Origin of the sequence: Pedobacter psychrotolerans, from assembly GCF_004340665.1 — a bacterium.
Lineage (GTDB): Bacteria > Bacteroidota > Bacteroidia > Sphingobacteriales > Sphingobacteriaceae > Pedobacter > Pedobacter psychrotolerans.
The window spans coordinates 323,994-340,318 of record NZ_SLWO01000006.1; the positions used below are offsets into that span (position 1 = coordinate 323,994).

Here is a 16,325-nt window from a genome sequence, read left to right on the forward strand (position 1 = left end):
CTTAGTGTGTTTTTACTTGTTGATTACGCTTGGCTAAAACTGCTTTGTATTCTTTAGGGAATACTTTTACGAAATGATTCGATTGTGTTTTCCAATCACTTAAGATAAATTCTGCTACTTTACTATCTGTTAAACGGATATGTGTTTTAAGTAGTGCCAAAATTCGTTGTTCATCTTCTGATTGTAATGGATCAAGATCTACCATTTCTTTATTGCATTTTCGTGCAAAGGTACTATTGGCGTCATAAATCCAGGCTACACCACCACTCATCCCGGCGGCAAAATTACTTCCTGTATCTCCAAGGATTAATACCTCACCACCTGTCATGTATTCACAGCCGTGATCACCAACACCTTCTACAACCGCTGTTGCACCAGAGTTACGAACGGCAAAACGTTCACCAGCTTTACCACGAGCAAATAATTCGCCAGAGGTTGCGCCATAAAGTGCTACGTTACCAATAATGATATTTTGCTCTGGAACAAATGTACAGGCTGAAAAAGGATAAATGGCTAAACGTGCGCCTGATAAACCTTTACCTACATAGTCATTCGCTTCACCTTCTAGAGATAAAGTTACTCCACGCGTATTGAAAGCGCCAAAACTTTGCCCTGCAGAACCTACAAATTTAAAATTGATGGTATCTGGAGGTAAACCGGCTCCTAAGTGCACTTTCGAAATCTCATTGGATAACATGGTACCCAAAGAACGGTCTGTATTTTTCACATTGAAACTTGCGAAAACGGGCTCATTATTACTAATCGCTGGCTGTGCAGCTGCAATTAACTGATGATCCAACACATGCGCTAAACCGTGATCCTGTTGTTCTGTATTGTATAATGGCAAACCGTTATCTTCTGCCTTATACAGAATAGCAGATAAATCCAGATGTTTTAATTTCCAATCTTCCGTTGGTAATTCACGTACTTTTAAAATATCTGCCTGTCCAATCATTTCATGAATGGTTCTGAAACCAAGTTCAGCCATAATTTCACGTAGTTCTTCAGCCAGAAAATGAAATAAATTCACCACGTGATCTGCATCTCCGCTAAATAATTTCCTTAATTCAGGGTCTTGCGTAGCCACACCAACCGGACAAGTATTTAAATGGCATTTACGCATCATGATACAGCCCGCTGTTACTAAAGCCGCTGTAGCCACTCCCCATTCCTCAGCGCCTAAAAGTGCTGCGATGGCAATGTCTCTACCTGTTTTTAGTTGTCCATCCGTTTGCAAAACGATGCGATTACGCAATTTATTCTTTACTAAAGTTTGGTGCGCTTCCGCTAATCCAAGTTCCCAAGGCAAGCCAGCATGTTGAATAGATGTTAATGGCGATGCACCAGTACCTCCATCGAAACCTGAAACCAAAATTACATCTGCATGTGCTTTCGCCACACCAGCTGCAATGGTACCAACGCCTGCTTTAGAAACCAGTTTTACATTGATTCTGGCTGCGCGATTGGCATTTTTCAGATCATATATCAATTGAGCTAAATCTTCAATGGAATAGATATCATGATGTGGCGGAGGAGAAATTAAACCTACACCAGGTGTAGAGTGACGAACTTTTGCAATCCAATCATCCACTTTGTGACCGGGTAATTGCCCACCTTCACCAGGTTTTGCACCTTGAGCCATTTTAATCTGTAGCTCGTCTGCATTGGTTAAATAATAACTGGTTACACCGAAACGAGCGGATGCCACTTGTTTAATGGCGGAACGCATACTGTCGCCATTTTCCATTTTGGTGTAGCGCATTTCATCTTCACCACCTTCACCCGTATTGCTCTTTCCACCAATGCGGTTCATCGCAATGGCTAATGTAGAGTGTGCCTCATGAGAAATGGAACCGAATGACATAGCACCAGTTGCAAATCTTTTTAGAATGGCCTCAGTAGATTCCACCTCATTTAGAGGAACTGCAGGACGGCTATAATTAAAATCAAACAATCCGCGGATGGTATAAGCTTGTTGTGTTTGCTCATTTACCAGTTTTGAGTATTGTTTAAAGATACTGTAATCGTTTTTGCGGGTTGCGTTTTGTAATAAATGGATGGTTTGAGGATTAAATAAATGCGCCTCACCCTTACGTCTGAATTTGTAAGTACCACCAGCAGGCAATAAGTTTTCCGTTTGTGTGGTTGGTCCGAAGCTACGGTGATGTTTAATCAGCGTTTCTTTCGCAATTTCATCTAAGCCTAAACCGCCAATTCGTGAAACTGCTCCCGTGAAATAAGTATTAACTACCTGCTTGTTCAGTCCTAAAATTTCAAAAATCTGTGCACCCTGATAAGATTGTAGTGTAGAGATTCCCATTTTAGAGAAGATCTTTAGCAAACCACTGTTAACTGCATAGATATAATTTTTGGTTAACTGTTCTGCAGATAAACCAGATTCGCTCTGGAAACCATTAATTGTTTCTAATGCCAGATAAGGGTTGATTGCTGTTACGCCAAAACCCAGTAGCGTAGCAAAGTGATGTACTTCCCAAATATCTCCTGCCTCGATTACAATACCTACAGCACCACGGTAACCTTTACGAATTAAGTGATGATGTACTGCAGAAACGGCCAGTAATGATGGCATAGCTGCATGTTCAGAATCGATTGCCCTATCCGTTAATACAATTACCTGGAAACCATCTTCAACAGCATCAACAGCATAACGGCATAAACGATCCAGCGCTTTTGCCATTGCACCGGGCTTACCATCGGCCCTGAAATAGGTTTGCAATGTTTTGGCCTGGAATACACCCGTATCAATACTTCTGAGTTTTTCTAACTCCTGATTGGTTAAAATAGGATGTTTGATGGCTACGCAATGTGCCTGTAAAGGATTTTGCTCCAGAAGGTTTCCATTGCTACCCATGAAACTGGCCAGACTCATCACCACCTTCTCCCGAATCGGATCAATAGGCGGATTGGTCACCTGTGCAAATAATTGTTTAAAATAATTTGATAAATGCTGTGGGCGTTTTGATAAAATGGCCAGTGGTGTATCTGTACCCATTGAACCGATAGGTTCTTTGGCTTCAATGGCCATTGGTTTAAGGAGTAAATCTATATCTTCTCTACTGTAACCAAAAACCTGCTGATATTTAAAAATAGATTCTTCTGAAAGGCCTGTAAACATTACACGTGGATCAGGTAATTCTTCCAGACGAATCTGATATTGATTGATCCAGTCTGCATATGGACTTCCACCACAAACTTTGGTTTTAATTTCTTCATCACTGATGATCCTTCCCTGCTCCATGTCTACCACAAACATCTTGCCTGGGGTTAAACGACCTTTTTCAATGATGGTACTTTGATCAATCGCCAATGCACCCGCTTCTGAACCCATGATTACACGGTCATCGGAAGTAATGGCATAACGAGAAGGACGTAATCCATTGCGATCTAAAGTGGCACCAATTAGCTTACCATCGGTGAATGCGATTGCTGCTGGTCCGTCCCATGGTTCCATTAAAGTAGCATGAAATTCATAGAATGCTTTCTTAACCGGATCCATATCTTCATTACCATCCCATGCTTCAGGAACCAGCATCATTAACACATGAGGTAGGGTTCTGCCTGCATGAAGCAATAACTCAATCACGTTATCTAAACATCCTGAATCTGAATTCGTTTCATCGATTACAGGCAACAACATATCCAATTCTTCTGGCGTAAAATAGGCGGATGCGAATGATTTTACACCAGCCCTAAACCAGTTTAGATTTCCCTGAAGGGTATTAATTTCACCATTATGGGCTATAAAACGGAAAGGCTGAGCCAATCGCCATGAGGGGAAAGTATTGGTAGCAAAACGGGAATGAACTAAACCCAAAGCCGAAACCATTCGCTTATCACTTAAATCTGTAAAATACGTACGTACTTGTAAAGATGTTAACTGACCTTTATAGATGATGGTTTGTGCAGAAAGTGAAACGATGTAAAAATCTTTTCCTCCATTTACTGTATTGGCAATTAATTTGATCAGGTAATTTTTAAAGATATAAAGCTTCCGTTCAAAATCGGCGCCTGGATTCACAGCATAAGGACGAGCGATAAAAACCTGCTCAATCTCAGGCTCAACTGAAAGGGCCATGTTGCCGATATCAGTGGTATCTACCTCTACCTTTCTGAAACCTAAAATTTCTAATCCTAGTTTTTCGGCAGCGCGATAAATCAGTTCTCTGCATTCTTCTCTTGATCTGATATCCTTAGGCATAAATAACATACCTACACCATAATTATTGGTTTCAGGTAGGCTAAAGCCAGCTTTTAAACATTCATCGTAAAAAAATTCGTGAGGAATCTGAATCATGATACCCGCTCCATCGCCTGTATTTGGTTCTGCTCCACATGCCCCTCTATGATCTAGATTTTCTAAAATAGTAAGTGCATCGGAGATGATTTGATGCGATTTTCGCCCTTTCACATGTGCAACGAACCCAATGCCGCAGGCATCGTGTTCAAATTGCGCGTCGTACAATCCACTGTTTGGTTCCATTCTTTGCTCGTTAGTTTGTTAGTGTATAGGAAACACTAAGATATAAAAAACGATCGTTAAATTACAGAGTTGTTACAATTTTTGGAATAATTTTAGTTTTTAGACAATTTTAATCGATAATATTAAAATATAGACAAATATATTTGTTTATAATTACAATTATAACAATAGCCATTAATGAGTATAGATTGCTTTAATGGGTTTATTTTAGAGGTGGTTTAGACAAATTGCAAACTTTAAAATCGGTAAGCGATGTCAAAATTCTATCAGTTTTAATAAAAGCTTTAACTGCATTAATGAAGATTGCGTATTATATAGTTGCATTAAAAGCAATTATCAGACTGGCGAAGTTTCCCTTCCCGCTATTCCATCCAAACTTCATAAGTCGGGTTAACGTGCAAAGTTTAAAAGGGCTGAAACGTGGCAAAACTTCGCCGGTTTTAATACTGATTTTACCTCCATAAACAAAGATTACCTATTATATAGTTGCACTAAAAGCAATTATCAGACTGACGAAGTTTCCCTCCCCGCTATTCCATCCAAACTCATAAGTCGGGTTAAAGTGAGAACTCTCCATCTCCTAACAATTTTATTATCGTATTAATCAGTTAGATAGCCTATATCTCTAAAAAATTCAATAAATGCATTTTGCAAAACAACTTCTTTTTCTACCTTTGTGCCGGGCAAGTCTTTTACGACCAGCTCCCTTTGAACTCCCCCAGGATGGGAACATAGCAAGGGTAGAAGGTTGTAGCGGTGCGATAGAAGTTGCTTGCCCATTTTTTCTTTTTCCCTTAATGCCTCCGATGTGAAATCGGAGTAAACTCTGAAGGGGCAATTAAATTCTTCAGGGTTCGAATCTGTAAAACTCAAATATTTAAGAATTTATAACCATGAAATTTTTTATCGACACAGCAAATCTTGATCAAATCAGAGAAGCTCATGATCTTGGCATTTTAGACGGCGTAACTACCAATCCTAGCTTAATGGCTAAAGAAGGTATTACTGGCGAAGAAAATGTAATTAACCATTATAAAGCCATTTGCGATATCGTTGAAGATAACGTAAGTGCAGAAGTGATTGCTACTACATTTGACGAAATTGTTAAAGAGGGTGAAGCTTTAGCTGCTTTAAATCCTAAAATCGTTGTTAAGGTACCAATGATTAAAGATGGTGTTAAAGCCATTAAACACTTCTCTTCTAAAGGAATTAAAACCAATTGTACATTAATTTTTTCTGCCGGACAAGCATTATTAGCGGCTAAAGCTGGAGCAACTTATGTTTCTCCTTTCTTAGGTCGTTTAGATGATATTTCTAGTGATGGTTTGGTTTTAATTGAAGATATCAGAACGATTTTTGACAACTACGGTTACGAAACTCAAATTTTGGCAGCTTCTATTCGCGGTCCTTTACACATTGTAAACTGTGCAAAATTAGGTGCTGATGTAATTACTGCTCCTTTAGCTGCTATCGCAGGTTTATTAAAACACCCATTAACTGATTCTGGCTTAGCGACCTTCTTAGCAGATCATGCTAAAGCAGCAGGGAAGTAAGTTTGGAGTTGTGAGTTCGGAGTCTTTAGTCCTAAGTCGGGAGTCTAAAGTTAAGGAGCTTACAGCATATAAAAATTAGAAATCCTAAGTTTTAAGTAGAATATCTGCTTGAAACTTAGGATTTTTTATTAGGTAGGTAAGAAATAAGTTTGGAGTCTTTAGTTTGGAGTGGAGAGTAGTGCACAAAGAAATACGACTTAAGACTCTAGACTAATGACTCAAAACTTCCTTAACCTTCTCATAACTAATCTGCTCATCAGGTGCAATTAGAATTCCTTTCACTCCTGCCCCATTAGCCGCTTCTACATCCCTAGGTTTGTCCCCAATCATAACAGACTGTGCCGGATCAATATCATACATATCTATCGCATCTAAAATCATTCCTGAAGCCGGCTTCCGGCATTTGCATTCGCCACCAACCGTTGGATGATGTGGGCAATAATAAAACCCTGCAATATCAGCACCTTTTGCCACGAAAGCATTTCTTAACATCTGGTGCATGATGGCAAGTTCCTGTTCAGTGTATCGCTTCAATGCGATGCCTCCCTGATTGGTAATCACAATAAGCAGATAACCTTCATCGTATAACTTTTTTAAAACCGGAATCTGGTAGTCGAGAATTTTAAAATCTTCAACCCTACAGATGTAATCATAAATTTCGTGATTAAGCACGCCATCACGATCAAGGAAAATTGCTTTATTCATTTAGGTATTATAAATTGTAGACTTCGTTTATAAAGATTCAGTCTCATGTAAAATCAAGCATCAAAATAAGGAAAAATTTATGGCATAAGAAAGATTAAACGGCTAAAGCTATTATGAATAATCAACCTGAATTGGTAATAAATTTCTTATTTCTTAGCTAAACGATAACCACTTAATGCAAAATACAGAATAAACAAATACGCAGGTATCATCATTAAATATGCTGTCTGTGAATTTCCCGTTGTTTCAGAAATATAGCCATAAATGGGTGGAAGAATTGCTCCACCGACAATAGCCATAATCAGTAATGCCGATCCCATCTTTGTAAATTTGCCTAAGCCATCAATAGCCATTGGAAAAATAGCAGGCCACATCACTGAATTTGAAAAACCTAAAAGTGCAAAAATCCAAACAGCAGGGTGTGTAGGCAAGTTTAAATCCTGACCAAACAGATGAAGAACAGAAATTCCGGGATCTGCCTTTATAAAAACCACTAATAAGACCAATAGCATGCTTAGGATACAGGAAATGACCAGGGCATTTCTTTGTGAAATAAACCTAGGAATAGAAATGATACCAACAGTATAACCGAGCAATAATCCATAACCGGTATAGGTAGCAAAGCTTTTGGACACATCAAGTTTGTAACCTAAATGTGTACCCAGTCCAGCGAAGGTATCGTAACTGATTACCTCCATTCCAACATAAAAAAATAAGGCTAAAACACCAACAATTAGATGTGGGAAGCTGAATACATTCTTATCAGTTGCAGCTACCTGCGCATTTCCAGGCAAGGCATTTGGATCTAGAATATCCTGTTCTTCTTCTACCTCTGGAAGTTGAACGAAAAACAGCAAAATACCTACAATTGCAAATGAGATAGCAATAAATACATAAGGCAATACCACTTTTTGAGCCAACCCATCTAAAGCTATATTTTTTGCCGTTTCATCCATAGTTTTCAAGCTGGCTTCAAAGGCATCGCTATCTTTCAGAATGATACTTCCCAATACGTAAACGGCAAGAATACCGGCAATTTTATTACATATCCCTAAAATACTAATGCGCTTGGCTGCACTTTCTTTCGGACCTAGCGCTGCTGCATAAGGATTGGAAGCTGTTTGAAGTAATGCTAAACCACTTCCTATGATGAATAATCCGAGCAAAAATGTAGGAAAGCTCCTGGCATAGGCGGCGGGGATAAACACAGCAGCTCCTATGGCCATTGCAAACAACCCTACAGACATTCCTTTTTTAAAACCTGTAAATTTTAAGACAAATGATGAGGGAATCGACATTACAAAATAGGCAGCAAAAAATGCGGAAGCTACATAATACGATTCTGTACTGGTGAGTTGGCAAGCAATTTTTAAATATGGAATGAGCTGACTATTTGCCCAGGTAATAAATCCAAAAATAAAAAAGAGGACACCAATAACGAACAATGCAAAACTATAATTTTGCTTTTGAGGTGAATTTGACATGTGTTTGGCTAATAATTGATTGATCCGACCAAATTAACCAAATATTTTTATGTTTTATTAATTAACACTAACGATTATTATCAGAATCAAATAAAATTCAGATAGAATTATGAAATATTTTAATATTCAAAGCACAAAAGATGGACATTTATCCGATTTAAATTAGAAATTTTAAAATCAACCGCTTATATGATCAAAATTATCATTTCAAAAATGATGAGATTATTTGTTATAATAGGTACTAAAGCACCATTACATAAAAAATACTTAAACGTCTTCAAAAATGAACCGATGATAATTAATCGCCTTATAAATCAATACAGTAGCATATTTCACCTATTTTTATTTGCAACAGCGCTATCTGAATCCTATATTTGCAACACTTTAAAGAAAACAGCAACGTTTTAAACAAAGTAGATTCCGTAGCTCAGCTGGTAGAGCATTACACTTTTAATGTAGTGGTCCTGGGTTCGAATCCCAGCGGGATCACGCTAAAGACTATCAAAATGTATAAAACCCTGCAATCGCACGATTAGCAGGGTTTTTGCTTTTAGGGAATTGCCAAAAATCGCACGAATTCACAAAACTTTGGTGAGTGATTCGGTGAGTAAGGCAAAACGGTTAAAATTGACTCACCGAATGGCGTATAACCATCTATTGAACAGGTTGTTATACACTGAACATCTTGTGTATTTTAAGAAGCAAAGCTATGTTTGTTTAACTAAAATCGAGAGATTATGAAGACCAATTTTAGCCTGCTTTTCTATCTGAAAAAGCAAAAGAACTATGTAAGTGGAAATGTGCCGATCTACATGAGACTTACCGTGGAGGGAAACCGTGCGGAGATGGCCACCAATCGTGATTGCGACCCCAAACGATGGAACGCCAAGGGTGGCAGAGCCATCGGCTCAAAAGAAGAGATCAAGGTGTTGAACACCCATCTTGACCACTTGCAGAATGCAGTTTATTATGCCCATCAACGTGTTTTCGATATGGGGCTGCCTATTACTGCCATCAAATCAAGTTATCAAGGTACGCTTACTAATTCACACACCCTATTGGAGGCGGTTGCCGACCATAACTTAAAGATGGAACAGCTTGTAGGTAAAGATTATGTGCGAGGCACATTGAACCGTTATAAAGTTTTGGAAAGACACCTTAAGGTTTTTATTCCTTTGAAATATGGTGTAGCCGATATGGACATTAGAACTATCGACCAGGCATTTCTCAACGGATTTGACCATTATCTAAGGTCTGACAAGAACTGTGCGAACAACTATGTGGTGAAGAACATCAAAAACCTCGGGAAAATCCTTCGTATCTGTATGGAAAATGAATGGATAGACAAATCGCCATTTACAGCTTATAAAGGCAAAACGAAGAACGTTGACCGCTTTTATCTGAAAAAGGAGGAATTGGCTCATATCGCGGGAAAAGAGTTTCTCTCCGAGAGATTGAAGCAGGTTCGTGATGTTTTCATCTTCTGCTGTTTTACTGGTCTGGCTTATGTTGATGTCTTCAAACTGAAACAAGAGAATATCAGAAAGGGAGTTGATGGCGACCGATGGATCTTTACCAATAGGCAGAAAACCAAAACTAGATCGTCGGTTCCGCTACTGTCAACAGCTGTTGAGATTGTCGACAGGTACGCAACCAACAAAGTTTGCCTTAATAAAGGCTTGCTTCTTCCAGTTCCCAGTAACCAAAAGATGAACGAATACCTTAAAGAAATTGCTGACCTCTGCGGAATTGAGAAAAAACTCACCTCGCATATTGCCCGCCATACCTTTGCCACTACCGTTACGCTATTGAATGGCGTACCGATAGAAAGCGTATCGAAGATGCTCGGACATACGAACATCAGGACTACCCAGCATTACGCGAAGATTTTGGATATCAAGGTAAGCGAAGACATGGCAGTGCTAAAGAAAAAGTTAGCTATGATATAAATCAATAAGTTTAATAATCACAGTCAACTGACAAATATTTAAAAATATTAGGCATTAACTCTTGTTTTGATTAGATTTGTAGGATGTTAAAGGAATTGAACAAAAGAGTAATCGTAGTGCACTGGAAAAGATTTGCCAGTACAGATATCGATGTATTTTCAAGTCTGAAAGGATTTTGCGACAGCTACCCAACCTATAACTATCATACATTGAACAACTATCTTTCCAAAAAAAAGGTTCCGTTCGAAAACGATGAAATTAAAATTGAAAGACAGCCACTCATACAGAAAGTTAGAAGACCAGACCTTCCAAAGGTACTGTTCTGGGACTTTGAATTCGATAAACTGGACTGGAACAGGAGTTACAAAACCGTTATCGAACGCGTGCTTGACAAAGGCAATCTAATGGATTGGGAGGAAATGATTAGATTTTATGGGCGAGAAAATGTAGTGAAAGCCCTCAAAGAAGAGATCACCTATCTTTCTGATATGACCATGGAGGCCGTTTGTAAATATTTTCAGTTGAGCAAAGAAAAACTCAGATGTTACACAAAGAAACAGTTACACCAAGGACACTGGATCTAATCAAGACACTGATGCAAGACCATCAGCTCAACTCCTTTTACCTTGTTGGAGGTACCGCACTATCTTTAAGGATTGGACACAGGGAATCCATAGATATCGACCTTTTCAGCTCATCGGACTTTGATGGTGATGAACTCGCCGTACACTTAAGGAACAGCTATGGCGCAGATGTAAAACGCCACAAGGGCAACTATGTAAGTGGTAGTATTGGCGAAGTTGATTTTGATTTTATCTCACACAAGTATCCATCTATCAGGCCAATAGAAACAATCGAAGGCATAAGGATGATGTCCAATCAGGATATATCGGCCATGAAGATCAATGCAATTGTGAATAGCGGGCAGCGGATCAAGGATTTTATCGATATGCACTACCTTCTAAAAGAAATGCCTTTGGATGAAATATTGGATTACTACGGCCAGAAATACCCAAATGTCAATCCCAACACCGCTAAGTCATCCCTAATGTACTATAACGATATCGACTTTAATGTTCCAGTAAAACTGATGGACACAAAGCTAAAATGGCAAGATGTGCAGAAAAGTATTTCAAAGGCAGTACGTGAATACACCAGTCTACTAGAAAGCAGGGAATTGTACCGTAAGCTTCAGGCAACAAAAAATAGCCAAAAAAATGACCGTGGCAGAGGGATGGGTCGCTAGATTTACACAAATAACAAGGATAGGTTATCACGAAATGTGATAACCTATCTTAAGGTACCAAATTGGCACCTTAAGATATGAAGGCATTTTAATTTTCTCATGATTTGCTCAAAGAAAAATAAGTTGGAGTTGATAGAGAGCGACTTCCGATTTTTTTTAATTTTTTTTATAGCAATTTTAGCATTTCTCCCTTTAATTCATCAGGAATTTTTGTCCAAATAGTTTTGTCGCTCAATACCAGCTTGCAACCACATTCATCATTGGCATTCGTTAAATGTTAGTCGTTAATTTTTCTTTTCAACTGACATACTTATCCAGTAAATTCCCATCTGTCCCCTGTTATCCATTACGCCTTTTGGCAACTGATTTTTAGGACAGCTTAAAATGGAAGTATCTACCCCTTTTACAAATGCAGTTAAGGCTTCAAGTTTATTTTCTGAAAATGGAAGTATCGTGTAGTCCCAACTGGAATAAAAAGACAACATCCACTTAAATTCTGAATCGATTTTTCCATCGATTAAATATTGATCTAAAATGGAATATGATTCAGATGCGGTTGCATTGTCAAGATCTTCAATTCCTGTATAACAACTCGGCTCCACCAGAGCGTACCAATTTAAAAATATCAGCCGCTTTAAGATTTCAAGTTTTATTGCTTCGTCATCAATGCGAAAATAGAGTTCAAGATAAGATTTATGGATATTCCGATATTGGTCAAATATTCCTTCCGCGGAAAGTTTTTCGGTTACAAAGTCCATAGTTCCATTTTGAGACTCGGCATAATCCCAAATTTCTACTTCTCTATCAGATAAAATATCGATTTCGGTTTTCATAATTTACTCCAACCCATGCTTTTTAGATAAACAGGGCTCTGCATAATCGAGAATCCCAGCGGATTAGTGGCGTCGCCCGTTAGATAGTTAATATCCATTTCAGTCTTAAAGAAAGTTTCTATTTTGTGTGCTTGGCCTTATTAACCCCAATCTTGCTGATTATCTTCTTCTCTGTTTCTGCCTGTATCACATTGATGATCAGATTTGGGTCAATATTTAGTACGTATGCTAGACGTAGTATTTCAGAAACTGTGAACTTTTCAGGATCAGCCAACTTCACAGAATACCGTTCCGAATTGATGCCTAACAATTTAATAATCTTAGTTGGATACAACTCAGAAATATCATACATCTTTTTAATCTTGTTGGTTTCAAACATTGCGCCTATTGACGAAAGGTCTTTTTCGGGACTATTATTGTTGTTCTTCCAATTAGCCATATTACTGCATTTACAACTAAAGTCGTCAATAGAATACTATTCGTTTATTAAAAAGAACTATTAGTAAATTTAAAAATACTAATAGTTTTTTTTATCTGGACTTTTTACTACGTTTGGGTATGAAAAAATAAAGAATTATTTTTAGCGATTACTTCACAAAATATTGAAGCATTCGCACTTCGAGTCTCGTCTTAGAAACCTGAGAAATTTCAAATGGATACGAGAGGTAAGTGTAGTGCTCACGTCATAGGCGTGAGCCTGCTTTTCCGTATCCAAGGCTTCTCAGGGCCACTAAGACGGGAAGTGGGTTTCACGCCTTATTTTGTGCCGCCCACTTCCAAGACTCATTTGAAAGAAATTTAAATGAGATCAATATGGAACCATCAAAATTATCACAAGAAGCCGAACACGCTGTCCATTTCAGGGAGTTTACCCAACGGCTCGCCCAGAAGTTCGAACCGCTACAGATCTTCAACTTTTCGCAGAACAGCTACACTCATAATCCCCAAAGCTATTTTAATGACAATGAAAGTCATTTTAAATGCAACTATTGCCTATTGGTAGTTACCGAAACTGCAACCCGAATAGATTATGAAATGCAGGATTTCGCCAACAGCTATTATCAGCATGGAACGATTACCATTATCTGCCATGGCAGGCAATCGGTTATGGACGCAGTATAGCAAAATAGCCGCTTTTTTATCGGGGTGCTGACCTATGGAAAACTGCTCTATAGTAAGGATGGACTATTAGACAATGATCCAATATCTGCTTTTATCCCCACAAAGGGTGCGATAAAGGCAATAAGACATTATGAACATCGTATACCGCTAGCTGACGGATTTCTGATGTGCGCATCCGAATGTCTGGAGAAGGAACGGTTTGGGATTTGTGCCTTTATGCTCCATCAGGCCGTAGAACAGACTTGTATCTGTCTGGTGCGGGTTAATATCGCCTACCGTTCGGAGTTCCACAACCTTTACCGCCTGCTCCGTTTGTGCCAGTGCTTTTCTGAAAAGCCTTTTCAGCTTTTCCTGTCCACTCCCGAAGATGAGCGCTTATTTGATGTAATGGCAAAAAGTTATTCTGGTTCGCGTTATAAAGATGATTTTACGGTTTCCCGGCAGGATGCGGAGCGTCTTTATCAACGGGTCGCATCTTTTCTTTTGTTGGCAAAAGAGATGTGCAACGAGAAAATAGAACTGCTTGCCAAATCGGCATCAGATTATGCAGCCTTAAAAAACGCTGATCATGTACAGATCGAAAAAATATTACAAACCAATATTTGAAATTATGAAAAAGCAAACAAAAAAAACATCTGACAACAGGATCGTTTATCTTGACAATGATGAAATCACAGATCCGATAAAAGTGGTAAACGATTTTTTCAGTCACTCATGTTTGCCCAATCATTTGAAGATGCTGAAACGCTGGCGAAACGATGCAGCGCTTGAATCTGAAGAATCAAAAAAATGTAGCCCAGCCTACCTTGTCTATAATTACGAACTGACCATAAAGCTGATAGAGGCTGCCTGGCTCTTAAAGAGCCACAAGCTTGCGAGACTTGACTTCGATGACAAACAGCAAAGTGATATCGCAAAATGGTACATCAAAACGGAAAGGAAGAAGCTACGGGACTATCCTGAAAATCTGAGCATTCGGGAAATCGTAAAACCTTCATCTGTACTAAAGAAAATGTTCAGGATCTATAAACTGGACGGGTACAAAAAAATCCTGAACACATGGCTTCACGAAGCGCTGATTACCTCCTTCATGGAAGAAAGCCTGTCCAAATCTGAAGTAATCAAAGTTTACGAACAATTGGTTAAACTATTTGAGGCTACGTGGCTGATCAGTGAGCGCATAAAAGATGGCAATAAAACTTTATTTTCCGTCCCGACTGAACGAACGGCCTAATGGAAAGGTCAGGTAAACCGCCAAACCTTTTCCGTATACACCAGAACAATAACAGCGGGGCTGTGTGGGGCTGGCCGTTTTTGCAGGCCGCAAATGCGCGGGGGGAAAATCTGAGACTACCGCCCAAGGCCTTGGTTTTGTTGCATCTTTCGCTTCCTCCTTTTCCGTGCTGCAAGCTCCACTGGATTTACATCTGGCTCGATCGACTGCACTGGTTCCAGCATTGCCTCGATAAATCCACTGATCGATTGACCAGTTACCTTGACCATATCCGCAACCGAGTGAAAAAGCCCATCTGCTACATCCCGTGCCAGTTCATTAACATGCTCAAAATTATGGCGCTGATTTGTTGTCATTTCAAGAATATCCATCTGTTCCCTCTGAGCGGTGCTACCGTTCTTCTGGACATTGGCATGCGAAAAGGTATCCTTTAGCCCCCTGTCAAAACCAAAGAGCCTATCAAAGATGGTTTCTCCCGATTGCTTTAACGCAACACGGTTGAACTGCCCAAGCTTTTTGGAATGTGCCTCGTTCTTGCCCTTTGAATTGTTCATTGGGCTCAGCTTGATTTTGTTACTGGCATCCTTTCGGCTTACGATAATCTGAATGTGCATCTGGTTGCCTTCTTTTCGCTCGCCACGTTTCCTTTCACCGTTTAATACTTCTTTGTCCTTGTGGCCGTAGTAGCGATGGTTCTCGATCTTGCCGAACCACATCAGGTCTTTGGCGGAACTGATGCCTTCACGCCTGAAGTTTCTTGCATATTCGTCCATTACCTTTTCGGCATAGCTTTCTTCAAGATATTTTAGTTGTTTTTGGCTGGGGCTGATGTTGACCAGAAAGAACTTTGCATCGGCCTTGCAGAGCTTGGCGATGTTGTTATCTATTAAATGCCGCACCTCATAGGATTCGATCCTGTTGCCATTATGATTAAACCAAAATTCCGGCTCAAGTTTATCTTTGATCCTGTTCTCCTTTTCAAGATAGTGCACCAACTCCCTGCTGCTTCCCTTGTTGTTTGTGGTTAGGCTGTCGGTAATATTGATGTACATATCAGCAGTTCTATTTGTTTACGCGCCTGTTCGGCCAGTTCCTCTTTTTCCTTACCTGATGTCATCATGCCCATTCGTTCCCGTTCCCTGATGTAGCTGTTCATTATCAGCATGAAATTCTTTTTCAGCCGTTCCTTCGTGATTATTTTCATCTCGATGTTGCTGGCTACTTCGTGCAAAGTGCCCAGTCTTTTTGCCTGTGCCGACTGGTTTGACAGCATCTCATCATTATGCTTCAGTATCTGACCATTGAAGCGGTCAATTATCTTCTTCATCGCTTCTATCATCCTAGCCGAATCACGTTTGATGGGAATGAGCAGTTCGGTCTCCTGTGTTTTGATGAAGCCGATGTATTCCTTTTGTCCTTTAAGGATGGTATTCTTCAACAGTTCATCGTTCAGGTCGGTCGGATCTTTTTTGCTCCGATAGAAATAGTCCAGCATCTGGGAAAATACCAAACGCTTTGACCTGCCGAGCTTGAGGGCGATCTTCTCGAATTTCACATCATCACTTACCGAATATTTTACCGTTCTCAATGTTTCCTGCATATCCATATATCTTTATAACTAATTATATCGCACCCTTAAGGGGGTTCCAATTTCGACTTCTATGCCACTTTAACTGTGGACGAGAACCCCTGGAGGGT

At 39.4% G+C, this 16,325-nt stretch carries 14 protein-coding genes, 1 tRNA gene and 1 other RNA gene; 9 read left to right on the forward strand and 7 right to left on the reverse strand.

Features of this window, described 5'->3' with window-relative positions:
- Nucleotide 1: 1 nt before the first annotated feature.
- The gene (gene gltB / locus EV200_RS16730; RefSeq protein ID WP_132534669.1) at nt 2–4,501 is read right to left on the reverse strand and encodes a glutamate synthase large subunit; all 4,500 of its coding nucleotides are present in this window, start codon (nt 4,499–4,501) and stop codon (nt 2–4) included.
- A 681-nt stretch (nt 4,502–5,182) separates the two neighbouring features.
- Here gltB and ffs point away from each other — a divergent pair.
- Both ffs and fsa read left to right on the forward strand, forming a co-directional pair.
- Nucleotides 5,183–5,282, forward strand: an RNA gene (gene ffs, locus EV200_RS16735) — signal recognition particle sRNA small type.
- Between the two features lie 112 nt (nt 5,283–5,394).
- On the forward strand, nt 5,395–6,054 hold the full coding sequence (fsa, locus tag EV200_RS16740; RefSeq protein ID WP_029285949.1) for a fructose-6-phosphate aldolase: 660 nt from the start codon (nt 5,395–5,397) through the stop codon (nt 6,052–6,054).
- A 210-nt stretch (nt 6,055–6,264) separates the two neighbouring features.
- On the opposite strand, the gene EV200_RS16745 is transcribed toward fsa, so the two are convergent.
- Together EV200_RS16745 and EV200_RS16750 are read right to left on the reverse strand one after the other, a co-directional pair.
- Nucleotides 6,265–6,759: a D-glycero-alpha-D-manno-heptose-1,7-bisphosphate 7-phosphatase gene (locus EV200_RS16745; RefSeq protein ID WP_132534670.1), complete on the reverse strand. Its 495-nt coding sequence runs from the start codon at nt 6,757–6,759 to the stop codon at nt 6,265–6,267.
- A gap of 146 nt (nt 6,760–6,905) precedes the next feature.
- A complete protein-coding gene (locus EV200_RS16750; protein WP_132534672.1) occupies nt 6,906–8,243 on the reverse strand; it encodes a sugar MFS transporter in 1,338 nt (445 codons plus the stop codon).
- A gap of 416 nt (nt 8,244–8,659) precedes the next feature.
- Here EV200_RS16750 and EV200_RS16755 point away from each other — a divergent pair.
- The 4 genes from EV200_RS16755 to EV200_RS16770 all read left to right on the forward strand — a co-directional run bounded on the left by EV200_RS16755 (nt 8,660) and on the right by EV200_RS16770 (nt 11,438).
- Nucleotides 8,660–8,732: transfer RNA gene (locus tag EV200_RS16755), tRNA-Lys, on the forward strand.
- 248 nt (nt 8,733–8,980) lie between these two features.
- Nucleotides 8,981–10,192, forward strand: coding sequence for a site-specific integrase (locus EV200_RS16760; protein ID WP_132534674.1), 1,212 nt, complete (start codon nt 8,981–8,983; stop codon nt 10,190–10,192).
- An 83-nt stretch (nt 10,193–10,275) separates the two neighbouring features.
- Nucleotides 10,276–10,776, forward strand: coding sequence for a DUF6922 domain-containing protein (locus tag EV200_RS16765; protein ID WP_132534676.1), 501 nt, complete (start codon nt 10,276–10,278; stop codon nt 10,774–10,776).
- Entirely contained in the window at nt 10,734–11,438 is a 705-nt protein-coding gene (locus EV200_RS16770; RefSeq protein WP_132534678.1) for a nucleotidyl transferase AbiEii/AbiGii toxin family protein, read from the forward strand. The genes EV200_RS16765 and EV200_RS16770 overlap by 43 nt, the downstream gene beginning before the upstream one ends.
- Nucleotides 11,439–11,722: 284 nt before the next feature.
- Here the strand turns inward: EV200_RS16770 and EV200_RS16775 are convergent, their stop codons facing one another.
- Both EV200_RS16775 and EV200_RS16780 read right to left on the reverse strand, forming a co-directional pair.
- Nucleotides 11,723–12,271: a hypothetical protein gene (locus tag EV200_RS16775; protein WP_132534680.1), complete on the reverse strand. Its 549-nt coding sequence runs from the start codon at nt 12,269–12,271 to the stop codon at nt 11,723–11,725.
- A 118-nt stretch (nt 12,272–12,389) separates the two neighbouring features.
- Nucleotides 12,390–12,710: a hypothetical protein gene (locus EV200_RS16780; protein ID WP_132534682.1), complete on the reverse strand. Its 321-nt coding sequence runs from the start codon at nt 12,708–12,710 to the stop codon at nt 12,390–12,392.
- 374 nt (nt 12,711–13,084) lie between these two features.
- On the opposite strand from EV200_RS16780, the gene EV200_RS16785 reads away from it, so the two are divergent.
- The 3 genes from EV200_RS16785 to EV200_RS16795 are packed head-to-tail and all read left to right on the forward strand — an operon-like array spanning nt 13,085 to nt 14,627.
- A complete protein-coding gene (locus EV200_RS16785) occupies nt 13,085–13,393 on the forward strand; it encodes a hypothetical protein (RefSeq protein ID WP_132534684.1) in 309 nt (102 codons plus the stop codon).
- A gap of 24 nt (nt 13,394–13,417) precedes the next feature.
- A complete protein-coding gene (locus EV200_RS16790; RefSeq protein ID WP_262707944.1) occupies nt 13,418–13,999 on the forward strand; it encodes a HEPN domain-containing protein in 582 nt (193 codons plus the stop codon).
- 4 nt (nt 14,000–14,003) lie between these two features.
- Nucleotides 14,004–14,627: a hypothetical protein gene (locus EV200_RS16795; RefSeq protein WP_132534688.1), complete on the forward strand. Its 624-nt coding sequence runs from the start codon at nt 14,004–14,006 to the stop codon at nt 14,625–14,627.
- Nucleotides 14,628–14,743: 116 nt separating this feature from the next.
- On the opposite strand, the gene EV200_RS16800 is transcribed toward EV200_RS16795, so the two are convergent.
- The gene (locus EV200_RS16800) at nt 14,744–15,679 is read right to left on the reverse strand and encodes a DUF5712 family protein (protein WP_132534690.1); all 936 of its coding nucleotides are present in this window, start codon (nt 15,677–15,679) and stop codon (nt 14,744–14,746) included.
- Nucleotides 15,652–16,227, reverse strand: coding sequence for a BfmA/BtgA family mobilization protein (locus tag EV200_RS16805; RefSeq protein ID WP_132534692.1), 576 nt, complete (start codon nt 16,225–16,227; stop codon nt 15,652–15,654). The genes EV200_RS16800 and EV200_RS16805 overlap by 28 nt, the downstream gene beginning before the upstream one ends.
- Nucleotides 16,228–16,325: the final 98 nt, after the last annotated feature.

Bases quoted from the DNA above. Each gene is read 5' to 3' on its own strand.
- gltB (WP_132534669.1), bottom strand. From the start codon at position 4,501: ATGGAACCAAACAGTGGATTGTACGACGCGCAATTTGAACACGATGCC.
- fsa (WP_029285949.1), top strand. From the start codon at position 5,395: ATGAAATTTTTTATCGACACAGCAAATCTTGATCAAATCAGAGAAGCT.
- EV200_RS16745 (WP_132534670.1), bottom strand. From the start codon at position 6,759: ATGAATAAAGCAATTTTCCTTGATCGTGATGGCGTGCTTAATCACGAA.
- EV200_RS16750 (WP_132534672.1), bottom strand. From the start codon at position 8,243: ATGTCAAATTCACCTCAAAAGCAAAATTATAGTTTTGCATTGTTCGTT.
- EV200_RS16760 (WP_132534674.1), top strand. From the start codon at position 8,981: ATGAAGACCAATTTTAGCCTGCTTTTCTATCTGAAAAAGCAAAAGAAC.
- EV200_RS16765 (WP_132534676.1), top strand. From the start codon at position 10,276: ATGTTAAAGGAATTGAACAAAAGAGTAATCGTAGTGCACTGGAAAAGA.
- EV200_RS16770 (WP_132534678.1), top strand. From the start codon at position 10,734: ATGTTACACAAAGAAACAGTTACACCAAGGACACTGGATCTAATCAAG.
- EV200_RS16775 (WP_132534680.1), bottom strand. From the start codon at position 12,271: ATGAAAACCGAAATCGATATTTTATCTGATAGAGAAGTAGAAATTTGG.
- EV200_RS16780 (WP_132534682.1), bottom strand. From the start codon at position 12,710: ATGGCTAATTGGAAGAACAACAATAATAGTCCCGAAAAAGACCTTTCG.
- EV200_RS16785 (WP_132534684.1), top strand. From the start codon at position 13,085: ATGGAACCATCAAAATTATCACAAGAAGCCGAACACGCTGTCCATTTC.
- EV200_RS16795 (WP_132534688.1), top strand. From the start codon at position 14,004: ATGAAAAAGCAAACAAAAAAAACATCTGACAACAGGATCGTTTATCTT.
- EV200_RS16800 (WP_132534690.1), bottom strand. From the start codon at position 15,679: ATGTACATCAATATTACCGACAGCCTAACCACAAACAACAAGGGAAGC.
- EV200_RS16805 (WP_132534692.1), bottom strand. From the start codon at position 16,227: ATGCAGGAAACATTGAGAACGGTAAAATATTCGGTAAGTGATGATGTG.